Source organism: Pseudomonas sp. NPDC089996 (genome assembly GCF_044748405.1).
Lineage (GTDB): Bacteria > Pseudomonadota > Gammaproteobacteria > Pseudomonadales > Pseudomonadaceae > Aquipseudomonas.
Genome location: NZ_JBIVGA010000001.1, coordinates 232,359 through 255,136 on the forward strand (window position 1 = coordinate 232,359; position 22,778 = coordinate 255,136).

Consider the following 22,778-nt stretch of genomic DNA (forward strand, 5'->3'; position numbering starts at 1 on the left):
AACTTATTGAACCTGATTGAGCCGTTCGGCGATGAAGGCGACCAGTTGCCGGGCGATCTTGCCCTTGCTGGTCTGCGCGAAGAGGGTCTGGTGCTGCTGGCGGTCGATTACCGTAAGGGCGTTTTCCTCGCTGTTGAAGCCGATGCTGGGGTTGGCCACATCATTGGCGACGATCAGGTCGAGGTTCTTGTCCTTGAGCTTGCGCGTGGCGTAATCGAGCAAGTGTTCGGTCTCGGCGGCAAAGCCGACGCTGAACGGGCGGTCGGCACGGCCAGCGAGGGTGGCAAGGATATCGGGATTGCGCACCATCTGCAGCAGCATGCCGTCGCCGGTCGTAGGATCCTTCTTGAGCTTTTGCGGGGCGACTACCTCTGGGCGGTAGTCCGCGACCGCGGCGGAAGCGATGAACAGGTCGCACGGCATGGCCGCTTCACAGGCTGCGAGCATATCCCGCGCGCTGACCACGTCGATGCGCTGCACGCGGTCGGGGGTCGGCAGATGCACAGGCCCCGTCACCAGAGTCACCCGAGCACCGGCTTCGGCGGCCGCTTCGGCCAGGGCGAAGCCCATCTTCCCGGAGCTATGATTGGTGATGTAGCGGACTGGGTCGATGTTTTCCTGGGTTGGGCCGGCGGTGATCAGTACGTGCTTGCCGGTGAGCCCCTGGCGCTTGAAGCTTTCAGCGGCGCACCAAGCCAGATCAGTGGCTTCGAGCATGCGGCCAAGGCCCACGTCGCCGCAGGCCTGGCTGCCGGAGGCCGGGCCGAACACCTGGATGCCACGGCTTTTGAGTAGTTCGAGGTTGGCCTGAGTAGCCGGGTCGCGCCACATCGCCTGATTCATCGCCGGGGCCACGGCGACGGTGGCGTCGGTGGCCAGCACCAGGGTGGTCAGCAGGTCGTCGGCCATGCCTTGGGCCATGCGTGCCATGAGGTCGGCAGTGGCCGGGGCGATCAGCACCAGGTCGGCCCACTTGGCCAGTTCGATGTGGCCCATGGCGGCCTCGGCGGCTGGGTCGAGCAGATCCATGTGCACGGGGTGGCCGGACAGCGCCTGCAGGGTCAGCGGGGTGATGAATTCGGCACCACCACGGGTCATGACGACGCGCACCTGCGCGCCGTGCTCCAGGAGTCGGCGAATCAGCTCGGCGCTTTTGTAGGCGGCAATGCCACCTCCTACGCCGAGAACGATGCGCTTGCGATACAGCCGCTGCATAGGCTTGCCTTTTTCAAGTGAGAGCGGGCGGCGACGTTTGAAAATGCCTGCGGCGGAACGTCGCATGTACGAGGCGAAATAGATTAACACAGGGCCGAAACGGGCCGCAGCAAGGGCAGGGAGCAGGGATGAATATCAGGGAGTGGCCGGCTGAAGAGCGGCCGAGGGAGAAATTGTTGCAGCGTGGGGCAGCTGTGCTGTCGGACGCCGAGCTACTGGCCGTATTGCTGGGCTCGGGGGTTGCAGGGCGCAATGTGCTGGATCTGGCTCGGGGGCTTTTGCTGCGTTTTGGCGGGCTTAGGCAGTTTCTTGAGGCTGACCGCGAGGCCGTGCTTCTCGAGCCAGGATTGGGGCCGGTGAAATATGCGCAGTTGCAGGCGTTGCTGGAGATTGGCAGGCGTTACCTGGAGGAGTCCATCGAGCGCAAACCGGCTCTGGAGAGCCCGGTGTCAGTGCGGCGTTACCTGAAGTCCATGCTGCGTCATGAATCCAGTGAGGTGTTTGGCTGCCTGTTTCTAGATTCCAAGCACCGGCCGCTGGCGTTCGAGATCCTGTTCAGGGGGACGATCGACCGGGCGAGCGTCTACCCGCGCGAAGTGGTGCGTCGGGCGCTGCAGCACAACGCGGCGGCGCTGATCCTGTGCCACAACCATCCCTCGGGCAACAGCGAGCCGAGCCAGGATGATGTGCACCTGACGCTGTCGCTGAAGCGGGGGTTGGGGTTGATCGATGTGCGGGTGCTGGATCACATCATCATTGGCGACGGGGAGCCGCTGTCGATGGTCGAGCAGGGGTGGGTTGTGGCCTGAAAACTTATGTTGCCTGTACCGGCCTCTTCGCGGGTAAACCCGCTCCTACAAAGACCGCGATTACTGTAGGAACGGGCTTGTCCCGCGAAAGGGCCGGTGCAGGTTTAGCGGGTCACCGACACCTTGCTGAAGTCCAGCCGCCCGAACGGGCTCACCTGGTAGCCGTCGACCCCTTGGCGCAACAGCGTCGCCGCCGTCGGGTGCGCCAGCGGCACCCACAGTGCCTGCTGCTGGATCAAGGTCTGCGCCTGCTGGTACAGCCGGCTGCGCACACTCTGGTCGTTGGTGGTGCGCCCGGCACTGATCAGCTGATCCAGGCGGTTGTCGCAGAACCGTGCGAAGTTGGTCCCCGATTGCACCGCCGCGCAGGAAAACTGCGGGCTGAGGAAGTTGTCCGGGTCGCCGTTGTCACCGGCCCATCCCATGAACAGCAGATCATGCTCGCCGGCTTTGGCCCGGCGGATCAACTCGCCCCACTCGATCACACGAATCTCGGCCTTGACGCCGATCTTCGCAAGGTCGGCCTGGAGCATCTGCGCGCCCAGGCTCGGGTTGGGGTTGAGCAGGCTGCCCGACGGTCGAGTCCAGATAGTGGTGCTGAAGCCTTCAGCCAGGCCGGCCTTGGCCAGCAGCTGCTTGGCCTTGGCCAGATCAAACGGGTAACCAGGCAGGCCCTTGGCGTAGCTCCAGGTGTTGGGCGGGTAGGGGCCGTTGGCAGCGGTGGCGGTGCCTTCGAACACGGCCTTGAGGTAGGCCTGCTTGTCGAACGCCAGGTTGATTGCCTGGCGCACTTCAGGCTTGTTCAGCGGTGGATGTTCGCTGTTGATGGCGACGAAGGCCGTCATGAACGCAGGGGTCGTGGCGACCTTGAGGTTACCGTCCTTGCCGGCTTCGGCGATGTCCACAGGCTTGGGCGACAGGGCCACCTGGCATTCGTTGCGCTTGAGTTTCTGCAGGCGCACGTTGGCGTCGGTGGTGATGGCGAAAATCAGCGGGTCGACCGCCGGCTTGCCGTCGAAATAATCCGGGTTGGCGCGGTAACGCACCACAGCGTCCTTCTGGAAGCGTTGGAACACGAACGGGCCGGTGCCGATTGGCTGGCTGTTGAGTTTTTCCGGGCTGCCTGCCTTGAGCAGCTTGTCGGCGTATTCGGCCGAGTAGATCGAGGCGAAGCCCATGCTCAGAGTGGCGAGGAAGGTGGCATCGGCGTGTGCCAGGGTAAAGCGAACGGTGTCGGGCGTCGGGGCATCGATCGCCTTGATCAGGCTGCCCAGTTGCAGCGACTGGGCGTGCGGGTAGCCGCCCGGCGCGGTCTTGTGCCAGGCGTGGGCGGGGTAGAGCATGCGCTGGAAGCTGAACAGCACGTCGTCGGCATTCAGTTCGCGGGTGGGCTTGAAGTACGGCGTGGTGTGGAACTTCACCCCGTCGCGCAGCTTGAAGTCATAGGTCAGGCCATCAGCCGACACCGTCCAGCTCTGCGCCAGGCTCGGCACCACCTTGCCCTGGCCCGCGTCGAACTCGACCAGGCGGTTCATCAGCACGTCGGCCGAGGCATTGGTAGTGGTCAGCGAGTTGTACTGAACCACGTCGAAGCCTTCGGGGCTGGCCTCGGTGCAGACGCTCAGCGGGGCGGCCTGGGCAACGCCTGCAGCGAACAGAGAGGTGAACAATAAGGAAAGGGCGGCAGCACGCATCGTGGCTCCTTGGCTGGTCAGTGGCCCATCTGCCGGCGCAGTCTGGAAACGTCCTACCCTAGTGTGCGTTTTCGGAAATGACCACCTTCTTTTTCAGCCGCTTGGCGACGAGCGGTCGACAGCGCGGCGAGCGAGTCGTTATGCTGCTCGCGCACGATTCGTGGCAGTGGAATACTCATCTTCTGTTGTTGCGGCGTAGTCTTTCTGGTATAAAGCAGCGCTCTTTTCTAGGGGCTCGGCCTGTCGCATCAGCGGATCCGGTCGATAAGACCTCCAGAATCACGGCGCCTGGCGCCAAAGACTGAGAGATTAAGCGGCCAACCCATGCCGGGTTGGGCATGTGGTTTTAGAGGGCTGAGTCATGTCGAGAGTCTGTCAAGTTACTGGTAAGGGTCCAGTAACCGGGAACAACATTTCCCACGCAAACAACAAAACCCGTCGTCGTTTCCTGCCGAACCTGCAGCACCACCGTTTCTGGGTTGAATCCGAGAAGCGTTTCGTGCGTCTGCGCGTATCCGCCAAAGGCATGCGTATCATCGACAAGCGCGGCATCGACGCCGTTCTGGTTGACATCCGTAAAGCTGGCGCCAAGGTTTAAGGGAGAACATCATGCGTGAATTGATCCGTCTGGTTTCGAGTGCCGGTACCGGCCACTTCTACACCACCGACAAGAACAAGCGCACCACTCCGGACAAAATCGAGATCAAGAAATACGATCCGGTTGTTCGCAAGCACGTGGTGTACAAGGAAGCCAAGATCAAGTAATTGATCGGCGACCTGAAAAAAACCCGCATCCGTAAGGACGCGGGTTTTTTTATGCCTGTGCCGGCCTCTTCGCGGGCTTGCCCCGCGAAGAGGCCCTAAAGCCTTACTTCTGCTCGAACATCACATAGATCTTGCGGCACGGCTCCAGCACTTCCCAGGTGCCCTTGAAACCGGCCGGGATGACAAACCGATCACCGGCACGCAGGGTCTTGGCCCCGCCATCCTGGTCGCGCAGCACCGAAACACCCTGCACGATCTCGCAATATTCATGCTCGGTGTAGCTCACCGTCCATTGCCCCACCTCACCTTCCCAGACGCCTGCGGCAAATTGCCCGCATGGGCTGGAATAGTGGTTGTAGACGGCCTGGTCCGGCTCGCCCTTGAGGATTTTTTCCGCCGCCGGGCGGTAGCGTTCGGCCTCGGTGAGAACCTGGGCGAAGTCGATGATGCTGGCGATACTCATGGTGGGGCTCCTGTTGTTGTTTAATAAAATGAACATCAGTAGGTGTTTGGGCCGTTCGTGTCAAATATATTGATACTTTACCCCGCCTGGTTTAGGGTATCGCTTGCCCGTGTGCGCTCGTCGCCCGGCCAGAATTCTGACAACGCCAGTGAGTCCTCAGTGCGGCGTTGCACCTAAACAAGAGGAGGAGTTTCGTATGACCACCCTGACCCGTGCGGACTGGGAACAACGTGCCCAGCAACTGAAGATCGAAGGCCGCGCCTTCATCAACGGCGAATACACCGACGCCGCATCCGGTGAAACATTCGACTGCCTGAGCCCGGTCGACGGACGCTTCCTGGCCAAGGTTGCCAGCTGCGACCTTGCCGATGCCAACCGCGCCGTGGAAAACGCCCGCGCCACCTTCGATTCCGGCGTCTGGTCGCAACTGGCCCCGGCCAAGCGCAAGGCCAAGCTGATCCGCTTCGCCGACCTGCTGCGCAAGAACGTCGAAGAGCTGGCGCTGCTGGAAACCCTGGACATGGGCAAGCCGATCGGCGACTCCTCCAGCATCGACGTGCCGGGCGCGGCGCAAGCCATTCACTGGACCGCCGAAGCCATCGACAAGGTCTACGACGAAGTCGCACCGACCCCGCACGACCAGCTCGGCCTGGTAACCCGTGAGCCGGTAGGTGTGGTCGGTGCCATCGTACCGTGGAACTTCCCCCTGCTGATGGCCTGCTGGAAAATTGCCCCGGCCCTGGCTACCGGCAACTCGCTGGTGCTCAAGCCGTCCGAAAAATCTCCGCTGACTGCCATCCGCATCGCCCAGTTGGCGATCGAAGCCGGCATCCCGGCTGGCGTGCTGAACGTGCTGCCTGGCTACGGCCACACCGTGGGCAAGGCTCTGGCCCTGCACATGGACGTCGACACCCTGGTGTTCACCGGCTCCACCAAGATCGCCAAGCAACTGATGGTCTATGCGGGCGAGTCGAACATGAAGCGCATCTGGCTGGAAGCCGGCGGCAAGAGCCCGAACATCGTCTTCGCCGACGCGCCGGACCTGCAAGCCGCCGCAGAAGCCGCCGCCAGCGCCATTGCCTTCAACCAGGGCGAGGTCTGCACCGCCGGTTCCCGCCTGCTGGTCGAGCGTTCGATCAAGGACAAGTTCCTGCCCATGGTGGTCGAGGCCCTCAAAGGCTGGAAGCCAGGTAATCCACTGGACCCGCAGACCACTGTCGGCGCCCTGGTCGATACCCAGCAGATGAACACCGTGCTGTCGTACATCGACGCCGGCCACAAGGACGGCGCCAAGCTGCTGGCCGGTGGCAAGCGCACCCTGGAGGAGACCGGCGGTACCTACGTCGAGCCGACCATCTTCGACGGCGTGACCAACGCCATGAAGATCGCCCAGGAAGAAATCTTCGGCCCAGTGCTGTCGGTGATCGCCTTCGACACCGCCGAAGAAGCCATTGCCATCGCCAACGACACCCCGTATGGCCTGGCAGCCGGTATCTGGACCTCGGACATTTCCAAGGCCCACAAGACCGCCCGTGCCGTGCGCGCTGGCAGCGTCTGGGTCAACCAGTACGACGGCGGCGACATGACCGCGCCGTTCGGTGGCTTCAAGCAGTCGGGCAACGGCCGTGACAAGTCGCTGCATGCACTGGAGAAGTACACCGAGCTGAAGGCGACCTGGATCAAGCTGTAATCCAGGAGGGCCGCTTTGCGGCCCATTCGCGGGTAAACCCGCTCCCACAGGAATTGCACTGCCTTCGAATGCGGTGCAGTACCTGTGGGAGCGGGTTTACCCGCGAATGGGCCATGGAAAATTCTTGGCCTGGGAGGCTGCAATGCGTTGGGGAACCTACTTTGCCGTGCTGGCATCGGTGCTCAGTGTCGGGCTAGCGCTTGGTGTGAGCATGCCGCTGGTGTCCCTGCGCTTGGAGGCCTGGGGTTACGGTGGGTTCGCCATCGGCGTAATGGCAGCGATGCCGGCACTGGGCGTGCTGCTCGGTGCCAGTCTGGCCAGCCGCCTGGCAGGCTGGGTCGGCGTTCCCTCGGCGATGCGCCTATGCCTGTGGGGCGGGGCGCTGTCGATCGGCCTGGTCGCCTTGCTGCCGAGCTACCCGCTGTGGCTGGCCCTGCGCCTGCTGATCGGCATGTCGCTGACCGTGGTGTTCATCCTCGGTGAAAGCTGGATCAACCAGCTGGTGGTCGAACAATGGCGCGGCCGCCTGGTAGCGCTGTATGGCAGCAGTTACGCCCTGAGCCAGCTGGCCGGGCCGTTGGTGCTGGGCTTTCTTGGATCCGACGATGACTTCGGCTTCTGGGCCGCTACCACGCTGTTGCTGGTGGCGCCGTTGTTGCTGCTCGGGCGGGGTGGTGCACCCAGCACCGAAGCCTGCAGCGTGACCTTCGGTGACCTGTTCGCCTTCTGCCGTCGCTTGCCGGTGATTGCCTGGGCGGTCGCCCTGTTTGCCGCCTTCGAGGCGATGATTCTTACCCTGTTGCCGGTGTACTGCCTGCAGCAGGGCTTCAGCACCGAAATTGCGCTGTTCATGGTCAGCACCGTGGTGGTAGGCGATGCAGTGCTGCAGTTGCCGATCGGTGCATTGGCCGACCATATGTCACGCCAGACGCTGTTCACCGGGTGTGCGGTGACCTTGATGGTTTCCAGCCTGGCGATTCCGTTGCTGCTGCATACGCCAGCAATCTGGCCATTGTGGGTGCTGTTCGGGGCCAGCGCCGGCGGGCTGTTCACCTTGTCGCTGATCTTGATCGGCGAGCGCTACCGCGATGATGCGCTGGTGCGGGCCAATGCCCATGTGGCCCAGCTATGGGGCATAGGTTGCCTGCTTGGGCCGTTGCTGGCCGGGGCGGGGAGCCAGTGGGTCAGCGGCCATGCGCTGCTGTGGCTGATGGCGGCGGGGGCCGCTGGCCTGGTGGTGCTGACCCGGCGGCCCGGGGCCTTTGAGCCCGCGTCTGCCTGACAGATTGTGGGGCCGCTTCGCGGCCCTTTCGCGACACAAGGCCGCTCCTACAAGTGAACGCGATCTCCTGTAGGAGCGGCCTTGTGTCGCGAAAGGGCTGCGTAGCAGCCCCGGCAATTGCTGCTACAACATCTTCTCCAGGCCGACGGCCTTGCTGATCCAGGCGTTGAAGCGCCGCCAGATGCCACCTGGCTCTTTGGTCAGCATGTGCCGCTGGCCATTGTCCTCGGTCGCCCAGACCATGTTGTCACCCACCAGCCTGACCTGATAACTCAACGCCGGCGCCATACCCTGCTCGGCCAGCTCGCGGGTGTATTCGGCAAGCTCCGGGCTGTCCACCAGCACGCCGACCTCGGTGTTCCACAACACTGAGCGGGGGTCGAAGTTGAACGAGCCGATGAAGGTCTTGCGCCGGTCGAACACGATGGCCTTGGTGTGCAGGCTCGAGTCCGAGCTGCCTCGGAAACTCAGGCGCCCCGCACTGGGGTCACCTGGCTGCCGCCGCAATTCGAACAGTTGCACCCCATGCTCGAGCAGCGCGCGGCGATAGGGTGCATAACCACCATGCACCGCTGGCACGTCAGTGGCTTCCAGCGAGTTGGTCAACAATTTCACCGAAGCCCCGGCGTCGGCCCTACCGGTCAGATAGAGCAAGCCCGGCTCGCCCGGTACGAAATAGGCCGACATCAGGATCAGCTCGCGGTGCACGCTGGCCAGGTCGGGTGCCAGTTGCTGGCTCATCAGCAGGTGCGGGTCCGGTTCGTCGTCGGCCAGCACCTTGCTGGGTGCATCCCACAGTGCCTGGGCGTGGGCCCAGATCAGCTCGTTGCGCCATACATCCAGGCGCGGCTGTGACTGATAGGACATCAGCCGGTCATACAGGGCCTTGCGCTGCACCCGCGCCTGGGCCAGGGACACTTCCAGGCGCTGCCGGCTTGCGTGCAGGTCGTCGGCATCCGGCGTGCTCCAGAGGAAGTCGGTGATCGGCCGGCTGAGTACGCTGTTCCAGTACTGGTCGAAGCTGTGCCCCAGTTGCTCGGCGATCGGGCCGACGCCGAGCAGGTCGATGTCGGTGAAGTTGAGGTTGGGCTCGGCATCGAAATACTCGTCCCCCAGGTTGCGCCCACCGACGATGGCCATGCTGTTGTCCACCAGGAACAACTTGTTGTGCATGCGCCGGTGCTGGCGCGACAGGTTGAACAGGCGGCCGACGGCGCGTGTCACGCCAGTGCTGCGCCCCAGGTGCAACGGGTTGAATACCCGGATGCGGATGTTGGGGTGAGCATCGAGGGTGCCCATGATGGTGTCCAGGCCATCGCTGGTAGTGTCGTCGAGCAGGATGCGCACGCGCACGCCGCGGTCGGCTGCCTGCAGCAGTTCGTGCACCAGGGCGCGGGTGCTCAAGCCATCGTGGACGATGTAGTACTGCAGGTCGATGCTCGCCTGGGCGTTGCGAATCAGCTCGGCGCGGGCACGGAAGGCCTCGTTGCTGTTGGGCAGCAGGCGAAAGCCGGAGCGGCCTTCGTAGGGTGCGGCCTGGCGCAGCACCGAGCGGCCGAACGCCGACTCGCTGGCGGGCAGCGCCTGGCTGGTTTCGCGGGGCGTGCCGACGCTGGCACAGCCGGCAAGGCCGAGCAGCAGCATCAGCAGCAGAGGCACAGCTGGCTGGAATCTCAACGGTGAATCGTCCTGTACAGCAAAGCACCATGGGGTTGGACCGTGGGAGGCGGGGCAAAGTTACGCCTCGGCGTGGTCTTCATCCAGTAGACGAAGGGCGGTTTCACCGACCTTGCGCACGGCCGTCTCGATCTGCGGCGTTGGCCGTGCGGCAAAATTCATGCGCAGGCAATGGCGGAATTTGCCCGAGGCCGAGAAGATGCTGCCCACGGCGATCTGCACGCCCTGCTCCAGTAAAGCGCGGTTCAGGCGCAGCGTGTCGAAATGTTCGGGCAATTCCACCCATAGCATGAAACCACCCTGGGGCCGGCTGACCCGGGTTCCGGGCGGGAAGAAACGGGTCACCCAGTCGCTCATCAGATCACGGCCGCGTTGGTACTGGCTGCGCATGCGCCGCACATGGGGCTGGTAGTGCCCGGCAGCGATGAAATCGGCGATGGCCAGCTGCGGCTGGGTAGCGGTGCTGCCGGTGCTGATGTACTTCATGTGCAGCACACGCTCCAGGTAGCGGCCGGGGGCGACCCAGCCGATGCGCAGGCCGGGAGCGAGGGTCTTGGAGAATGAACTGCAAAGCAGCACGCGGCCGTCGTGGTCGAACGACTTGAGGGTGCGCGGACGCGGGTAGGTGTAGGCCAGGTCGCCATACACGTCGTCTTCAAGGATCGCCACATCGTAGCGTTGGGCCAGGCTGAGCAGGGCTTTCTTGCGTGCCTCCGGCATGATGTAGCCGAGCGGGTTGTTGCAGCTCGGGGTGATCTGGATGAGCTTGATCGGCCATTGCTCCAGCGCCAGTTCCAGGGCTTCGAGGCTGATTCCGGTGATCGGGTCGGTAGGAATTTCCAGGGCTTTCATGCCCAGGCCCTTGAGGGTCTGCATGGCGCCATGGAAGCTCGGCGAGTCGACCGCGACAATATCGCCAGGCTCGCAGACCGCTCGGATGCTGCACGACAGCGCCTCGTGGCAGCCGGTGGTCACTACCAGATCGGCCGGGCCCAGGCGGCAGCCGGAGTCGAGCATCAACCGGGCGATCTGCTCGCGCAGGGCCAGGTTGCCATGGATGTTGTCGTAGTACAGGCCCGGCATGTCTTGGCGCCGGCTCAGCTGGGCGAGGCTGCGCAGCAGCGGCTTGAGGGTCGGGCTGTCGATGTCGGGCATGCCGCGGCCAAGCTGGATCACGTCCTGGCGCGGGGTGCTGCGCACCAGTTCGAGTACCTGTTCCCATTGCGAGATATCGACCGGGCGTTGCGCCGGGCGGCTGACAGCGGGCAGGGCGGGGAGGTGGCGATGGTCGCTGACGAAATAACCGGACTTGGGCCGTGGCGAGACCATGCCGCTGTCTTCGAGCATGCGATACGCCTGCTGCACGGTGCTCAGGCTGACACCGTGCTCGACGCTCAATGAGCGCACCGATGGCAGGCGCTGGCCGGGGCGATAGAGGCCCTGCTCGATGCGCGCGCCGAGCAGTTCGGCGAGGTTCAGGTAGAGGGTCACGGCATACTCCTGCTCTTTTTGTAGGAAGTAACCAGTACAGATGCGCTGAAAATACATCATTCAGCTGCAGGACGACCAATTCTGTATGGGAATAATAAACCTGCGTTGGATCTGTATTGCCATGGTCGCCGACGCGCATCCTTTTTCCACGGTTACACACTGAGTGGGAGAGCGTAGCGATGGGTGGCATGAGCGATGTACGGTTACAGCTGTTGGCCAAGGAACTGGACGCCGGGCAGCAGGCCAAGGTTTTCAACGCACCGGCAGGGGTCGGGCGCTGGGGGCTGATGCTGCATCGCTGGCACACCCGCCGGGCCCTGCTGCAGCTCGATGATGACCAATTGCGGGATGTAGGCTTGAGCTGGGAGCAGGCGCGTACCGAGGGGCGCAAACCCTTCTGGAAGGACTGACCCGGTCAATGTGGGGGCAACTGTCTTGCTCAATTCTCAAGAGCTGGCGCGATCTCTGTGGGAGCGGCCTTGTGTCGCGAAAGGGCTGCGGAGCAGCCCCAGGATTTCAGCTTCTCAGCCAGTATCGCCGGGGCCGCTATGCGGCCCTTTCGCGACGCAAGGCCGCTCCCACAATGGATGGAGTCGTCAGTCAGACCAGCTCTTTCAGGCGATGCCAGAGCATCCCCAGGGCCAGTATTGGCGAGCGCAGGTGCTTGCCGCCGGGGAAGGTCACATGCGGCACTTTGGCGAACAGGTCGAAGCGCCCGCTTTCCTGGCCACTGATCGCCTCGCCCAGCAACCGCGCGGCCAGGTGTGTGGCGTTGAGACCATGGCCAGAGTAGGCCTGGGCGTAAAAGACGTTAGGCTGGCTGGCCAGGCGGCCGACCTGCGGCAGGCGGTTGGCACCGATGCCGATCATGCCGCCCCACTGATAATCGATGCGCACATCCGCCAGCTGTGGAAATACCTTGAGCATCTTCGGCCGCATGTAGGCGGCGATGTCCTTCGGGTCGCGCCCGGAATAGTGGCAGGCACCACCGAACAGCAGGCGGCGATCCGCCGACAGGCGATAGTAGTCCAGCGCCACGCGTTGGTCGCACACGGCCATGTTCTGTGGCAGCAACTGATGGGCGCGTTCTTCGCCGAGCGGCTCTGTGGCAATGATGTAACTACCGGCTGGCAGCACCTTGCCGCCCAGCTCGCGGTTGAGGCCGTTGAGGTAGGCGTTACAGCACAGCACCAAGGTCTTGGCGCGCACCCGGCCGTGGCCGGTGTGTACCTGTACTTCAGGCCCGTAGTCGATGCGTGTGACCTCGGACTGCTCGAACAGCTGCACGCCCAGACGACTGGCCACCGCCGCTTCACCCAAGGCCAGGTTGAGCGGGTGCAGGTGGCCCGAGCCCATGTCGACAAGGCCGCCGACATAGCGATCGGAGCCCACCACGCTGTGCAGGTCGTCCTTGCCGACCAGGCGCAGTTCGTGGCGGTAGCCCAGGCTGCGCAGTTCATCGGCATCCTCGGCAAAACCCTTCAGCTCGTCGGGCTTGTTGGCCAGGTCGCAGTAGCCCCAGGTCAGGTCGCAGGCGATGGCGTGGCGCTCGACCCGCTCGCGGACGATATCCACAGCCTCCAGGCCCATCAGCTGCATGCTGCGCACGCCTTCCTCGCCGATCACCGGAAGAAACTGCTGCAGGCCGTGGCCGACACCGCGAATCAGCTGGCCGCCATTGCGACCGCTGGCGCCCCAGCCGAGTTTGCGTGCTTCCAGCAGAATCACCGAGAAGCCGCGCTCGGCCAGTTCGATGGCCGTATTCAGGCCCGAGTAACCGCCGCCGACGATACACACGTCGGCGCTGTGATCGCCTTGCAGGAAGGAGTGGTCGGGGTGGGGCGCGCTGCTGGCGGCGTAGTAGGAGGCGGCGTGCTGCGCGCTGTGGATCATGAGTGGGGTCCTGTTGCGGATTCGGTTGTGGGAGGATAAGCCGTGGGTGTGCAATTGGCCCTATAATTCAAGCCTGATTCGTTTCAATCCTGTACCCGGCCATGTCCTGCAACCGTCACAAGATCCACTTTCTGCGCGAGCTCATACCTTCATTCGAATGCGAGCCCGGCTGCCACGATTGCTGCGGCCCGGTCACCACCTCGGCCGAAGAGATGGCGCGCCTGCCGCGCAAGACCCAGGCCGAACAGGATGCCGCCCTGGAGCACCTGAACTGCGTGCACCTGGGCCACAATGGCTGCACCGTTTATGAAGAAAGGCCGATGATCTGCCGCCTGTTCGGTACCACGCCGCGCATGGCCTGCCCCCGTGGCCGTGGCCCGGACCCGATGATCGAGCCCGAAGCCGAGCAGCTGGTCCACCAGTTCATCGCCAGTACACGTCAGGTACTGGTCTAGCCTCAGTCCGGGATCGGCAGGCAGAGGCTCTCCTTCACCTCTTCCATCACGATGTAGCTCTTCGACTCGCGTACATGTGGCAGCTTCAGCAGGATGTCGCCGAGCAGCTTGCGGTACGAAGCCATTTCCGAAATACGCGCCTTCACCAGGTAGTCGAAGTCGCCGGACACCAGGTGGCACTCCAGCACATGGGGCAGCTTGAGTACCGCACGGCGAAACTCTTCGAAGGTGTCGCCGGACTTGTAGTCCAGGCTGATTTCCACGAACACCAGCAGGCTGCCCTTGAGGTGCTGCGGATTGAGCCGGGCGTTGTAGCCCATGATGATGCCCTCGCGCTCCAGGCGGCGTACGCGCTCGGTGCAAGGGGTGGTGGAAAGCCCAACTTTCTCGCCCAGTTCGGTGAAGGAAATACGCCCGTCGTTCTGCAGGATGCGCAGGATGTTACGGTCGATCTTGTCCAGTTCACGCTTGCTCTGGTGCTGGGTTCTCATAGGGGATGCCCCTCCGTGAAAGGCGATTTTGCCGAGAATTCTCGCCAATAATAGGCTTTTATATAGTGAATTGCACTGGTCTGAGATTCTTATACTGCGCGCATCCATGCCATATCAACAAAAGAGCGGTGCGCCGCGTGCGAGGGATGAACGATGCGAGTATTGGTACTTGGTAGCGGTGTGATCGGTACCGCCAGTGCCTATTATCTGGCCCGGCAAGGCTTCGAGGTGACCGTGGTCGACCGCCAACCGGCAGTGGCCCTGGAAACCAGCTTTGCCAACGCAGGCCAGATCTCGCCAGGCTATGCTTCGCCCTGGGCCGCCCCAGGGGTGCCGCTCAAAGCCATCAAGTGGCTGCTGGAGCGCCACGCGCCCCTGGCCATCAAGCTGACCGGCGACGTCGACCAGTACCTGTGGATGGCGCAGATGCTGCGCAACTGCACCGCCAGCCGCTACGCGGTGAACAAGGAGCGCATGGTGCGCCTGTCCGAGTACAGCCGTGACTGCCTCGACGAACTGCGTGCCGAAACCGGTATTGCCTACGAAAACCGTAGCCTGGGTACGACCCAGCTGTTCCGCACCCAGGCCCAGGTAGATGCGGCGGCCAAGGACATCGCCGTGCTCGAACAGTCCGGTGTGCCTTACGAGCTGCTCGATCGCGATGGCATCGCCCGTGTCGAGCCGGCCTTGGCCGGGGTGAAAGACATCCTTGCCGGCGCCCTGCGCCTGCCCAACGACCAGACTGGCGACTGCCAGCTGTTCACCACCAAGTTGGCTGAAATGGCCGTGAACCTGGGTGTGGAATTCCGCTTCGGTCAGGACATCCAACGTCTGGATTTTGCCGGTGACCGCATCAACGGTGTATGGATCGATGGCAAGCTGGAAACGGCCGACCGTTACGTGCTGGCCCTGGGCAGCTACTCGCCGCAGATGCTCAAGCCACTGGGCATCAAGGCACCGGTGTATCCGCTGAAAGGCTACTCGCTGACGGTCCCGATTACCGATGCCGACATGGCGCCGACCTCGACCATTCTCGACGAAACCTACAAGGTCGCGATCACCCGTTTCGACAACCGCATCCGCGTAGGCGGCATGGCTGAAATTGCCGGTTTTGACCTGTCGCTGAATCCGCGTCGGCGCGAAACGCTGGAGATGATCGTCAACGACCTTTATCCTCGCGGCGGCGACCTGAGCCAGGCCAGTTTCTGGACCGGCCTGCGCCCGGCGACCCCGGACGGTACGCCGATCGTGGGTGCCACTGCGTTCCGCAACCTGTTCCTCAACACCGGCCACGGTACGCTGGGCTGGACCATGGCGTGCGGTTCCGGCCGCCTGCTGGCCGACCTGATTGCGCGCAAGAAGCCGCAGATCAGTGCCGAAGGCCTGGACATCTCGCGGTATGGCAATAGCCCGGAAGTCGCCAAGCACGGGCGCACTGAGCCTGCCCACCAGCAGTGAGGTTGCCTGTACCGGCCCTTTCGCGGCTAAAGCCGCTCCCACAGGGACCGTATGATCCTGAATATGTGCGGTCCCCTGTGGGGGCGGCTTTAGCCGCGAAGAACCCAACACCGATTTCAACCTGAACACCATAAGGCAGCCGCCATGCGTCCCGCCCGCGCCCTGATCGACCTCCAAGCCCTCCGCCACAACTATCGCCTGGCCCGTGAACTGACCGGTGCCAAGGCCCTCGCCGTGGTCAAGGCCGATGCCTATGGCCACGGCGCCGTGCGTTGCGCCCTGGCCCTGGAGCCTGAAGCCGATGGCTTTGCCGTCGCCTGCATCGAAGAAGCGCTGGAGCTGCGCGCCGCCGGCATCAAGGCACCGGTGCTGCTGCTCGAAGGCTTTTTCGAAGCCAGCGAGCTGGCGCTGATCGCCGAACACGACCTGTGGTGCGTTGTGCACTCGCTGTGGCAGCTCGAAGCCATCGAGCAGACCCAGGTGCACAAGCCGCTGATTATCTGGCTCAAGCTCGACAGCGGCATGCACCGCGTCGGCCTGCACCCCAAGGACTACCGCGATGCCTACCAGCGCCTGTTGGCCAGCGGCAAGGTTTCGCGCATCGTGTTGATGAGCCACTTCGCCCGCGCCGACGAGCCGGAGGCTGACGCCACCGAGCAGCAGATCGCCGTATTCAACGCCGCCCGTGAAGGCCTGGCCGCCGAATGCAGCCTGCGCAACTCGCCGGGTGTGCTGGCCTGGCCGCAGGCTCCGAGCGACTGGGTACGCCCCGGCATCATGCTGTACGGCGCCAGCCCCTTCGAAGCCGACCAAGCCCAGGCTGCGCGCTTGCAGCCGGTAATGACCCTGCAATCGCGTGTCATCAGCGTGCGCGAGCTGCCTACGGGTGAGCCGGTAGGCTATGGTGCCAAATTCGTCAGCCCGCGCCCGACCCGTGTTGGTGTGGTCGCCATGGGCTACGCCGACGGCTACCCGCGCCATGCGCCCACTGGTACCCCGGTGGTGGTCGCTGGCAAGCGCAGCCAGCTGATTGGCCGCGTGTCGATGGACATGCTCTGCATCGACCTCACCGACGTGCCCGAAGCCACCGTCGGCAGCCCGGTCGAGCTGTGGGGCAAGCAGGTACTGGCCAGTGATGTCGCGACGCAGGCCGGGACCATTCCCTACCAGATCTTCTGCAACCTGAGGCGCGTGCCGCTGGACTATTACGGCGAATAAGGCGCCGAAGCGGACAGCTTGAGGAGCGGTGTGTTGTAAATACTGAACGGCATTGCCATGATATCGTTCACATTCACCCCGCCATCTCACCGTTTCAGGAGGCGCACGCTTTGGACGTCGGCGAACGACTGCAAGCCATCCGCAAGCTCAAGGGCCTGTCCCAGCGGGAACTCGCCAAGCGCGCGGGCGTGACCAACAGCACCATCTCGATGATCGAGAAGAACAGCGTGAGCCCGTCGATCAGCTCGCTGCGCAAGGTGCTCAGTGGCATTCCCATGTCGATGGTCGAATTCTTTTCGGTCGAGCTGGAGGCCGAAAGCCCCGCGCAGATCGTCTACAAGGCCCACGAGCTGATCGACATCTCCGACGGCGCCGTGACCATGAAACTGGTGGGCAAGTCGCACCCCAACCGGGCCATCGCCTTTCTTACCGAGGTCTATCCGCCGGGTGCCGACACCGGTGCCGAGATGCTCACCCACGACGGTGAAGAAACCGGCATCCTGCTCGAAGGCAAGCTCGAGCTGGTGGTGGGCAACGAGATATTCATTCTGGAAGCTGGCGACAGCTATTACTTCGAAAGCACCCGCCCGCACCGTTTCCGCAATCCGTTCGAGGCGCCTGCACGGCTGATCAGCGCGGCCACACCTTCGAACTTTTGATCCAGCGCAGTGCATTGTTTCGGCAATACCCCTTTCCTGAGTAGGGTCGTTTCACGGTTTCCGGGTTCCCGCTATACTTTTCAACGCTCGCATTACCGTGGCCGCGGGCGTGATTAGCCACCATGAGGGTGTTCGCGTGAACCAAATCAAGAAGATGCTGGCCGTACCAGCAGCCGTACTCGCCCTTTGGGCAATGAGCGCTACCGCAGCTACCAACGACGAGCTCGCCAAACGCCTTGAGCCCGTGGGCCAGGTGTGTGTGCAGGGCCAGGAATGCAAGGGCATGGAAGTGGCTGCCGCAGCAGGGGGCGGTGGGGCCAAGACGCCGGATGACGTGATTGCCAAGCATTGCAACGCCTGCCACGGCACCGGGTTGCTGGGTGCACCGAAGATTGGCGATACCGCAGCGTGGAAAAAGCGCGCCGATGAACAAGGGGGCGTGGACGGAATCCTGGCCAAGGCCATTACCGGTGTGAATGCCATGCCGCCGAAGGGCACCTGCGCGGACTGCTCGGATGATGACCTGAAAGGCGCCATCAAGAAGATGTCCGGGCTTTGAGCCACAAATGAATTGCACAAGGCCCGCCATTTATGGCGGGCCTTGTTTTTGGGGTATCAACACCGGCCTCTTCGCGGGCGCGCCCAGGCAACCAACCCGCTCAAACCCATGTCCAACCTCTGACCCCACGGACGACCCAGGAGGCCCCGATGCACCTCTGCTCCATCGACCATGCCGTCGAGCAGGTACTCTCACGCCTGCCAGCCCATATCCACATGGGCCTGCCGCTTGGCCTGGGCAAACCCAACGCCTTCGTCAACGCGCTGTATGCCCGTGTGCGCGAGCTGCCGGAGCGACGATTGACGATCTACACCGCGCTCTCGCTGGGCCGCCCACCTTTGGGCGATGGCCTGCAACGGCGTTTCCTCGAGCCCTTTGTCGAGCGCGTATTCGCCGACTACGAAGAGCTCACCTACCTCGCCGACCTGCGCAACGACAGCCTGCCGCCGAACATCCGCGTCGAGCAGTTCTTCATGCAGCCCGGCAGCCTGCTGCACAGCGAAACCGCGCAGCAGGACTACATCAGCAGCAACTACAGCCACGCCGCTCGCGACATCAACGCCAAGGGCCTGAACCTGATCGCCCAACTGGTCGCCGCCACGCCGGAGAAGCCTGTCCACCTGAGCCTGGCCTGCAACCCCGACATCACCCTTGACCTCCAGCCGATGATCGCCAAACGGCGTGAGGCAGGTGAAACCATCCTCATGCTTGGCCAGGTGCACGCCGAACTGCCCTACATGCCGGGCGATGCGGAACTGCCGATCGATGCGTTCGACCTGTTGATCGACGAAGCGGAGCAGCGCCGGCTGTTTTCTACCCCGAACATGCCGGTTACCACCCAGGATCACTGCATCGGTTTGCACGCAAGCTCGCTGGTGCGTGACGGTGGCACCCTGCAGATCGGTATTGGTGCCATGGGTGATGCGCTGGCGGCGGCGTTGCTGGCGCGTCAGGGTGACAACGAAGGCTACCGCGCCTTGCTGGACGAGCTGGGCGTTGGCCCCTGGCAGGCGCTGATCGAGCGGGAAGGGGGGCTTGAGCCCTTCGCTCAGGGCCTCTATGGCTGCAGCGAGATGTTCGTCAACGGTCTGTTGGCGCTGGCTGAGGCCGGTGTGGTGCGGCGCCCGGCGGACGAGCAGGGCGTGCTGGTGCATGGCGGGTTCTTGCTGGGCCCGCAGGCGTTCTACCAGCGCTTGCGCGAGATGCCGCTGGAGCAGCGTGCCCGGTTCGCCATGACCCGTATCAGCTTCATCAACGAACTGTACGGGCAGGAGGACCTCAAGCGCCGCCAGCGCCGCGACGCGCGCTTCGTCAACACGGTGTTCGGCATGACCCTGCTTGGCGCCGGAGTGGCCGACCAACTGGAGGACGGACGCGTGCTCAGCGGGGTAGGCGGGCAGTACAACTTCGTTGCCCAGGGCCATGCGCTGGAGGGTGGTCGTTCCATCCTGCTGCTGCGCAGCTGGCGTGAGTCGGGGGGGGACGTGACGTCGAATCTGTTCTGGAGCTACGGCCACTGCACCATTCCCCGGCACCTGCGCGATATCGTTGTGACCGAGTACGGCATTGCCGATTTGCGTGGGCAGACCGACAGCGAAGTGGTCGCGCGATTGCTGGCGGTGAGTGATTCGCGGTTCCAGGGTGAGCTGATGGCGCAGGCCAAGCGTGCCGGCAAACTGGCCAGCGATTTCGAGCTGGATGCGCGCTTTGCCGACAACACGCCAGAGCGGCTGGAGGCGATCAAGGCACGGCATGGGCGGTTGTTCCCGGAGTATCCGCTAGGCACGGATTTCACTGCTGAGGAACGGGATTTGTTGCGGGCGCTGAACTGGTTGAAGAGCAAGCTCAAGCTGAGCGAAGTGCTGGAACTGGGCAAGGCGGCACTGGAGGCGCCGGGGCCGGAGGGGTATGAAGCGCACCTGGTGCGGATGCAGCTGGATCGGCCGCAGGGGCTGAAGGAGGAGCTGTATCAGCGGTTGTTGCTGGCGGGGTTGGCGGCGACCAGATAGAACGGGTCGCGGCCATTCGCGGGCACGCCCGCTCCCACTGGGACTGCACAGTATTCAAGGCCTGTGATGTACCTGTGGGAGCGGGCGTGCCCGCGAATCAGGCGGCGCGATTACTCGATGAAAGAAACCACGCCATCTTTCAGCGACTTCACCCGGGCCAGCGATTCGACGCGGTAACCCTGGCTGTCCAGCTCGGCACGGCCGCCCTGGAACGACTTCTCGATGACGATGCCCAGGCCGGCAACGGTGGCACCGGCCTGCTTGATGATCGAGATCAGCGCCTGCGACGCCTTGCCATTGGCCAGGAAGTCGTCGATCACCAGCACGCGGTCGCTGCTGTTGAGGTGGCGCGGCGAGATGGCCACGGTGTTCTCGGTCTGCTTGGTGAAGGAGTACACCGAGGCGGTCAGCAGGTTCTCGGTAAGGGTCAGCGACTGGTGCTTGCGCGCGAAGATCACCGGTACGCCCAGCTTCAGGCCGGTCATCACCGCCGGGGCAATCCCCGAGGCTTCGATGGTGACGATCTTTGTCACGCCGGCATCGGCGAACAGGCGGGCGAACTCGTCACCGATCAGCTGCATCAGCGCCGGGTCGATCTGGTGGTTGAGAAACGCGTCGACTTTGAGAACCTGATCGGAAAGCACGATGCCTTCTTCGCGAATCTTCTGATGCAGTGCTTCCACTATGTTTTCCTCGATGTAGCAAAGGTGGCCGCAAATAGCGGCAGAATTAAAGAATAAGGGTTGATCAGCGTTTGAGCATCGCCCGGATATCGGCCAGGGCGTTGTTGCCGCGCGCGGCCTTCACCTCGACCGGTGCATCGTCGAGGCCTTCCCAGGCCAGGTCGTCGGGCGGTAGTTCGTCGAGGAACCGGCTAGGCGTGCAGTCGATGATCTCGCCGTACTGCTTGCGCTTGGCGGCGAAGGTGAAGGCCAGGGTCTGGCGCGCGCGGGTGATGCCCACGTAAGCCAGGCGGCGTTCCTCTTCGATGGTGTCGGCCTCGATGCTGGAGCGGTGGGGGAGGATTTCCTCCTCCATGCCCATGATGAACACGTAAGGGAATTCCAGGCCTTTGGAGGCGTGCAAGGTCATCATCTGCACACCTTCGGCGTTTTCTTCCTCTTCCTGCTGGCGCTCGAGCATGTCGCGCAGCACCAGCTTGCCGATGGCGTCCTCGATGGTCATGTCACCCTCTTCGTCCTTCTCGAGGGTGTTCTTCAGCGCTTCGACCAGGAACCAGACGTTGCTGATGCGGAACTCCGCCGCCTTGTCGCTGGCGGTCTGCTGGCGGATCCAGTTCTCGTAGTCGATGTCGCGGATCATCTCGTGCAGCGCGGCAATCGGGTCTTCCAGGGCGACCTTGTGGCGCACCCCGTCGAGCCAGTGCTTGAAGCGCTGCAGGCGCTCGGTGTAGCGGGCGTCCAGGTGCTCGCCCAGGCCGAGTTCCTCGCTGGCGGCGTACATCGAGATGCCGCGTTCGGTGGAGTAGTTGCCGAGCTTTTCCAGGGTGGTCGAGCCGATTTCCCGGCGTGGCACGTTGATCACCCGCAGGTAGGCGTTGTCGTCGTCCGGGTTCACCAGCAGGCGCAGGTAGGCCATGAGGTCCTTGACCTCCTGGCGGCCGAAGAAGCTGTTGCCGCCCGACAGGCGATACGGCACCTGGTGGTGCTGCAGCTTCAGTTCGATCAGCTTGGCCTGGTAGTTGCCGCGGTAGAGGATGGCGAAGTCACTGTAGGGACGGTTGGTGCGCAGGTGCAGGGTGAGGATCTCCATGGCCACACGTTCGGCCTCGGCTTCCTCGTTCTTGCAGCGGATCACGCGGATCTCGTCGCCCACGCCCATTTCGCTCCACAGCTGCTTTTCGAAGGCATGCGGGTTGTTGGCGATCAGCACGTTGGCGCAGCGCAGGATGCGGCTGGTGGAGCGGTAGTTCTGTTCGAGCATGACGATCTTCAGGGAGGGGTAGTCCTCCTTGAGCAGCATCAGGTTCTCTGGGCGCGCGCCACGCCAGGCGTAGATCGACTGGTCGTCATCGCCCACCACGGTGAACTGGTTGCGCATGCCGATCAGCATCTTCACCAGCAGGTACTGGCTGGCGTTGGTGTCCTGGTATTCGTCCACCAGCAGGTAGCGCACGCGGTTCTGCCAGCGTTCCAGCACCTCGGGGTGCTCCTGGAACAATTTGACCGGTTGCAGGATCAGGTCGTCGAAGTCCACCGCGTTGAACGCCTTGAGCGTGCGCTGGTAGTGGGTGTAGACGATGGCGGCGGTCTGCTCGCGCGGGTTGCGCGCCTTTTCCAGGGCTTCGGCGGGCAGGATCAGGTCGTTCTTCCAGGCACCGATCATGTTCTTGATCTCGTCGATGCCGTCGTCGCCGGAGTATTCCTTCTGCATGATGTCCGACAGCAGCGCCTTGATGTCGGATTCGTCGAAGATCGAGAAGCCCGGCTTGTACCCCAGGTGCTCGTGCTCCTTGCGGATGATGTTCAGGCCCAGGTTGTGGAACGTGCACACCGTCAGACCCCGGCCTTCCCCCGGACGCAGCAGGGTGGCGACCCGCTCCTTCATCTCGCGGGCGGCCTTGTTGGTGAAGGTCATCGCCACGATGTACTGGGCACGGATGCCGCAGTTCTGGATGAGGTGGGCAATCTTGCGCGTGATCACGCTGGTCTTGCCCGAGCCAGCACCGGCGAGCACCAATAGAGGGCCGCCGACGTAGTCACGGGCTTCCTGTTGCCGGGGATTGAGTCGGGACATGCTAGAAACCGGGGGTCGCCAGAAAATAGCCGCGCATTCTAACAGGCATGGGCCACTTGTGGCGCGACCGTCTGACGTTTGAGTCAGACTTTTGTTCGGGAATAAGCATTAGCGAGACTAATGCTATTCACCGAAAAAATCGTAATTGCCGGTTTGACGACTTTCGCGCAGGATGCACGTCAAAATGCGACCG

General features: G+C 63.3%; 21 protein-coding genes. 12 read left to right on the forward strand and 9 right to left on the reverse strand.

The features are described 5' to 3' along the window. Positions 1-3: 3 nt before the first annotated feature. Positions 4-1,215 carry a bifunctional phosphopantothenoylcysteine decarboxylase/phosphopantothenate--cysteine ligase CoaBC gene (gene coaBC, locus ACIPW4_RS01130; protein ID WP_400654102.1) on the reverse strand — a complete coding sequence of 404 codons (1,212 nt, stop codon included), beginning with the start codon at positions 1,213-1,215 and terminating at the stop codon, positions 4-6. A gap of 128 nt (positions 1,216-1,343) precedes the next feature. On the opposite strand from coaBC, the gene radC reads away from it, so the two are divergent. Then, on the forward strand, positions 1,344-2,024 hold the full coding sequence (gene radC, locus ACIPW4_RS01135; protein WP_400654103.1) for a DNA repair protein RadC: 681 nt from the start codon (positions 1,344-1,346) through the stop codon (positions 2,022-2,024). A 104-nt stretch (positions 2,025-2,128) separates the two neighbouring features. On the opposite strand, the gene ACIPW4_RS01140 is transcribed toward radC, so the two are convergent. Beyond that, positions 2,129-3,718, reverse strand: coding sequence for an ABC transporter substrate-binding protein (locus ACIPW4_RS01140; protein WP_400654105.1), 1,590 nt, complete (start codon positions 3,716-3,718; stop codon positions 2,129-2,131). Positions 3,719-4,079: 361 nt separating this feature from the next. Between ACIPW4_RS01140 and rpmB the strand changes: the two genes are divergently transcribed. After that, positions 4,080-4,316, forward strand: coding sequence for a 50S ribosomal protein L28 (gene rpmB / locus ACIPW4_RS01145; RefSeq protein WP_003253504.1), 237 nt, complete (start codon positions 4,080-4,082; stop codon positions 4,314-4,316). A gap of 11 nt (positions 4,317-4,327) precedes the next feature. Then, positions 4,328-4,483, forward strand: a complete 156-nt coding sequence (gene rpmG / locus ACIPW4_RS01150) for a 50S ribosomal protein L33 (protein ID WP_003253507.1) — start codon at positions 4,328-4,330, stop codon at positions 4,481-4,483. A gap of 103 nt (positions 4,484-4,586) precedes the next feature. Here the strand turns inward: rpmG and ACIPW4_RS01155 are convergent, their stop codons facing one another. Then, positions 4,587-4,946: a cupin domain-containing protein gene (locus ACIPW4_RS01155; RefSeq protein WP_346612643.1), complete on the reverse strand. Its 360-nt coding sequence runs from the start codon at positions 4,944-4,946 to the stop codon at positions 4,587-4,589. A 196-nt stretch (positions 4,947-5,142) separates the two neighbouring features. Between ACIPW4_RS01155 and ACIPW4_RS01160 the strand changes: the two genes are divergently transcribed. Both ACIPW4_RS01160 and ACIPW4_RS01165 read left to right on the forward strand, forming a co-directional pair. Then, positions 5,143-6,636 carry an aldehyde dehydrogenase gene (locus ACIPW4_RS01160; protein WP_400654107.1) on the forward strand — a complete coding sequence of 498 codons (1,494 nt, stop codon included), beginning with the start codon at positions 5,143-5,145 and terminating at the stop codon, positions 6,634-6,636. A gap of 142 nt (positions 6,637-6,778) precedes the next feature. Continuing rightward, complete coding sequence (locus tag ACIPW4_RS01165) at positions 6,779-7,918, forward strand: MFS transporter (RefSeq protein WP_400654109.1); 1,140 nt, start codon at positions 6,779-6,781, stop codon at positions 7,916-7,918. Positions 7,919-8,041: 123 nt separating this feature from the next. On the opposite strand, the gene ACIPW4_RS01170 is transcribed toward ACIPW4_RS01165, so the two are convergent. Both ACIPW4_RS01170 and ACIPW4_RS01175 read right to left on the reverse strand, forming a co-directional pair. Beyond that, positions 8,042-9,595, reverse strand: a complete 1,554-nt coding sequence (locus tag ACIPW4_RS01170) for a phospholipase D family protein (protein WP_400654110.1) — start codon at positions 9,593-9,595, stop codon at positions 8,042-8,044. 60 nt (positions 9,596-9,655) lie between these two features. After that, positions 9,656-11,086, reverse strand: a complete 1,431-nt coding sequence (locus tag ACIPW4_RS01175) for a PLP-dependent aminotransferase family protein (RefSeq protein WP_400654112.1) — start codon at positions 11,084-11,086, stop codon at positions 9,656-9,658. A 179-nt stretch (positions 11,087-11,265) separates the two neighbouring features. Between ACIPW4_RS01175 and ACIPW4_RS01180 the strand changes: the two genes are divergently transcribed. Next, on the forward strand, positions 11,266-11,496 hold the full coding sequence (locus tag ACIPW4_RS01180; protein ID WP_400654114.1) for a DUF1127 domain-containing protein: 231 nt from the start codon (positions 11,266-11,268) through the stop codon (positions 11,494-11,496). Positions 11,497-11,686: 190 nt separating this feature from the next. Here the strand turns inward: ACIPW4_RS01180 and ACIPW4_RS01185 are convergent, their stop codons facing one another. Continuing rightward, positions 11,687-12,979 carry an NAD(P)/FAD-dependent oxidoreductase gene (locus ACIPW4_RS01185; protein WP_400654115.1) on the reverse strand — a complete coding sequence of 431 codons (1,293 nt, stop codon included), beginning with the start codon at positions 12,977-12,979 and terminating at the stop codon, positions 11,687-11,689. A gap of 101 nt (positions 12,980-13,080) precedes the next feature. On the opposite strand from ACIPW4_RS01185, the gene ACIPW4_RS01190 reads away from it, so the two are divergent. Then, a complete protein-coding gene (locus ACIPW4_RS01190; RefSeq protein ID WP_400654116.1) occupies positions 13,081-13,434 on the forward strand; it encodes a YkgJ family cysteine cluster protein in 354 nt (117 codons plus the stop codon). Positions 13,435-13,436: 2 nt separating this feature from the next. Here ACIPW4_RS01190 and dadR read toward each other — a convergent pair whose 3' ends face one another. Then, positions 13,437-13,925: a transcriptional regulator DadR gene (gene dadR, locus ACIPW4_RS01195; RefSeq protein WP_003258963.1), complete on the reverse strand. Its 489-nt coding sequence runs from the start codon at positions 13,923-13,925 to the stop codon at positions 13,437-13,439. A gap of 153 nt (positions 13,926-14,078) precedes the next feature. Between dadR and dadA the strand changes: the two genes are divergently transcribed. From dadA to ACIPW4_RS01220, 5 genes are all read left to right on the forward strand, one after another. Then, a complete protein-coding gene (gene dadA, locus ACIPW4_RS01200; protein ID WP_400654118.1) occupies positions 14,079-15,383 on the forward strand; it encodes a D-amino acid dehydrogenase in 1,305 nt (434 codons plus the stop codon). A 144-nt stretch (positions 15,384-15,527) separates the two neighbouring features. After that, a complete protein-coding gene (gene alr, locus ACIPW4_RS01205) occupies positions 15,528-16,601 on the forward strand; it encodes an alanine racemase (RefSeq protein WP_400654120.1) in 1,074 nt (357 codons plus the stop codon). A gap of 110 nt (positions 16,602-16,711) precedes the next feature. Next, positions 16,712-17,260: a cupin domain-containing protein gene (locus tag ACIPW4_RS01210; RefSeq protein ID WP_400654121.1), complete on the forward strand. Its 549-nt coding sequence runs from the start codon at positions 16,712-16,714 to the stop codon at positions 17,258-17,260. Between the two features lie 136 nt (positions 17,261-17,396). Continuing rightward, complete coding sequence (locus ACIPW4_RS01215; RefSeq protein WP_400654123.1) at positions 17,397-17,819, forward strand: c-type cytochrome; 423 nt, start codon at positions 17,397-17,399, stop codon at positions 17,817-17,819. Positions 17,820-17,968: 149 nt separating this feature from the next. Beyond that, the gene (locus tag ACIPW4_RS01220) at positions 17,969-19,828 is read left to right on the forward strand and encodes an acetyl-CoA hydrolase/transferase C-terminal domain-containing protein (protein WP_400654125.1); all 1,860 of its coding nucleotides are present in this window, start codon (positions 17,969-17,971) and stop codon (positions 19,826-19,828) included. Between the two features lie 110 nt (positions 19,829-19,938). Here the strand turns inward: ACIPW4_RS01220 and ACIPW4_RS01225 are convergent, their stop codons facing one another. Further along, positions 19,939-20,511 (reverse strand): xanthine phosphoribosyltransferase, encoded by a 573-nt coding sequence (locus ACIPW4_RS01225; protein WP_400654127.1) that lies wholly within the window; start codon positions 20,509-20,511, stop codon positions 19,939-19,941. A gap of 64 nt (positions 20,512-20,575) precedes the next feature. Beyond that, the gene (gene rep, locus ACIPW4_RS01230) at positions 20,576-22,585 is read right to left on the reverse strand and encodes a DNA helicase Rep (protein WP_400654128.1); all 2,010 of its coding nucleotides are present in this window, start codon (positions 22,583-22,585) and stop codon (positions 20,576-20,578) included. Positions 22,586-22,778 lie beyond the last annotated feature (193 nt).